General features: G+C 73.4%; 3 protein-coding genes. 2 read left to right on the plus strand and 1 reads right to left on the minus strand.

Annotated features, from left to right (window positions below; translation table 11 throughout):
• A partial coding sequence (gene tnpB, locus ACWEVO_RS34005; protein WP_452311517.1) for an IS607 family element RNA-guided endonuclease TnpB occupies positions 1–966 on the minus strand: 966 nt, incomplete at its 3' end.
• A gap of 204 nt (positions 967–1,170) precedes the next feature.
• On the opposite strand from tnpB, the gene metF reads away from it, so the two are divergent.
• Positions 1,171–2,088, plus strand: coding sequence for a methylenetetrahydrofolate reductase [NAD(P)H] (gene metF, locus ACWEVO_RS34010; RefSeq protein WP_452311518.1), 918 nt, complete (start codon positions 1,171–1,173; stop codon positions 2,086–2,088).
• A gap of 44 nt (positions 2,089–2,132) precedes the next feature.
• Positions 2,133–2,822: a CDP-alcohol phosphatidyltransferase family protein gene (locus ACWEVO_RS34015; RefSeq protein WP_452311519.1), complete on the plus strand. Its 690-nt coding sequence runs from the start codon at positions 2,133–2,135 to the stop codon at positions 2,820–2,822.
• Positions 2,823–2,961: the final 139 nt, after the last annotated feature.

Consider the following 2,961-nt stretch of genomic DNA (forward strand, 5'->3'; position numbering starts at 1 on the left):
CCGCCGGTTGGCCAGCATGCCGGCCACGTGGAGGTCTTCGACCACGATCGTGCCGTACTCGCGGGCCAGCCCGGTGGTGAGCTTGTGCAGGCCGTTACGGCGCAAGTTCGCTACCCGCGCATGCGCGCGGGTGACCTGCTTGCGGGCGCGTTCCCACCGATTTGAGGGCCGCCGGCCGGTACGCCGGTCCGGCCCGACACGCCGGGACATCCGCCGGGACAGCCGCCGCATCCGCTGCGCCGCCTCGTCCAGATGCCGCGGGTTGGGCACCATCTCACCGGTGGACAGCACCGCCAGGTGGGTGATCCCCACATCGACACCAACCACCGCGCGCGGGCGCGTCGGGATGCGCTCGACCCGCTCCACCTCGACGCAGAACGCCACATGCCACCGCCCGCCGTCACGGCGCACCGTCGCCGACAGGATCCGGGCCGTGCCCGCCTCCAAGCGGCGGGCGAGCTTACGGGTCGACTCGTGCAGCTTGAGCCGGCCCAGCCGGGGCAGCACGACATGTTTCCGGTCGGGTTCGACTCGAATCGCGCCGGTGGTGAACCGGACGCTGGGGGTGCTGCGGCGGCGGGACTTGAACCGCGGAAAACCCACCCGCCGACCGGCCCGCTTGCCCGCCCGGGAGTCCGACCAGTTCTTCAACCCGCGGGCCAGGTTGTCCAGGCCGGTGTTGAACGCCTCCTTCGAGCACTCCGGCCACCACGGCGCCACATCCGACTTCGCCTGGTTCCACGCCCGCCGCAACGCGGCCAGATTCCACCCGAGGGCCGGCGTCAGCAGTTCCTCAGGCGTGCCGTAGGAGCGTTCCGCGGCGCGCTGGTCCATGACCGCCTTCACCCGGGCCAGAGCCCAGTTGTACGCCACCCTGGCCGCGCCCGCATGCGCCAGCACCGCCCGCTCCTGAGCCGGCGTCAGGTCCAGAGCGAACCGGTACGCCTGCAGACTGCGCGCACCCACCCCAGTCACCCCCTTCGGGGTCAGTGTTGGCGGCGGGTACGACACTCCCACAGCCCCTCGCCCAAACACCGCACCAGAACGCGTCTCTGCCGCCTAAAGAACACTCCCTCGGCAGCAGTTGACACCCCTGCGGCTCCGCGCGCGCCGTGCTCGCGGGCTGGGAAGATCCTGGGTACGGCGGGACGCGGCGACTACAGTCGGGGCGTGGCGCTCGGTCTACCCTCCGTCCTCCCCAATCCGCAGCCGGCGATCGGGGAGCTGATCCGCGACGGTCAGCCGACCTTCTCCTTCGAGTTCTTCCCGCCCAAGACCCCGCAGGGGGAGCGGCTGCTCTGGCAGGCCATCCGGGAGCTGGAGTCGTTGCGCCCCTCGTTCGTCTCGATCACCTACGGCGCCGGCGGCTCGACCCGGGACACCACGGTCGCGGTGACCGAGCGGATCGCCACCGAGACCACCCTGCTGCCGATGGCGCACCTGACCGCCGTCAACCACTCGGTCGCCGAGCTGCGGCACGTCATCGGCCGACTCGCCTCGGTCGGCGTCCGCAACGTGCTGGCCGTCCGCGGCGACCCGCCGGGCAACCCGGGCGGCGAGTGGGTCCGGCACCCGGAGGGCGTGCGGTACGCCGAGGAGCTGGTCCGGCTGATCCGCGACGCCGGCGACTTCAGCGTCGGGGTGGCCGCCTTCCCGTACAAGCACCCGCGCTCCCCGGACGTGGCCAGCGACACGGCGCACTTCGTCCGCAAGTGCCGGGCGGGGGCCGAGTTCGCGATCACCCAGATGTTCTTCGACGCCGACGACTACCTGCGGCTGCGGGACCGGGTGGCGGCGGCGGGCTGCGACACCCCGATCCTGGCCGGGGTGATGCCGGTGACTCAGATCGGCACCATCGAGCGGTCCGTCCAGCTCTCCGGCGCGCCGTTCCCGCCGGCGCTGGCCGAGCGGTTCGAGCGGGTGGCCGACGACCCGGAGGCGGTCCGGCGGCTCGGCATCGAGCAGGCCAGCGAGATGTGCGCGAAGCTGCTCGACGAGGGCGTGCCGGGGATCCACTTCATCACCCTCAACCGGTCCACCGCCACCCGCGAGGTCTGGCAGCACCTGCGGGCCGACGCCCGGGTGTGACCACCCGGCCCACGAACCCGTCCCGCCCTTCTACGGTTGATCCCGTGGCGGGCACACAGCTGAACTGGGACCAGTACGCGACCGCGTGGGCGCGGCTGCACGGCGGCTTCGACCCGCGGGCGGCCGCCCCGGTGGTCCGCGCCTGGCTGCGCTTCGCCTACCACGTGGGCCACCTCCTGGGCCGCCTCCGGATCGGCCCGACCCCGGTGACCGTGGTCGGGGTGCTGCTCTGCTTCTGCGTACCGCTGCTGGCCGGACGGGTGGGCGACGGGCCGTTCCTCGGCGCGTTGTTCGTGCTGCTGGCGGCCGTGGCGGACAGCGTCGACGGCGCGGTCGCGGTGGCCACCAACCGCACCACCCGGCTCGGCTACGTCTACGACTCGGTCGCCGACCGGCTCGGCGAGGCCGCCTGGCTGATCGCGTTCTGGCTGCTCGGCGCGCCGGGGGCGCTGGTGGTCGCGGCCGGTGGCCTGTCCTGGCTGCACGAGTACGTCCGGGCGCGCGCGGTCTCGGCCGGGATGCGCGAGATCGGCGCGGTCACCGTGGGGGAGCGGCCGACCCGGGTGTGCGTGGCCCTGGTCGGGTTGCTGGTCGCCGGGCTCACCGGGCTGATCGACGCCGACCTGATCGCCGGGACCATCACCATGGCGGCCACCGTGTGGGTGCTGCTGGCCGGGTTCGGCCTCGGGCAGCTCCTCACCGCCGTCCGCCGCGCCCTGATCGACGCCGGCTGATCACCAGGCCGGGCCGATCTCGTCGGCGACGATCTGCGCCGACAGGGTGACCATGGGGAGGCCGCCGCCGGGGTGGGTGGAGCCGCCGACCAGCCACAGCCCGGCCGCCGGGCCGCGGTTGGGCGGCCGGAGCAGCCCG

The sequence above is a fragment of the Micromonospora sp. NPDC003776 genome (assembly GCF_053605645.1).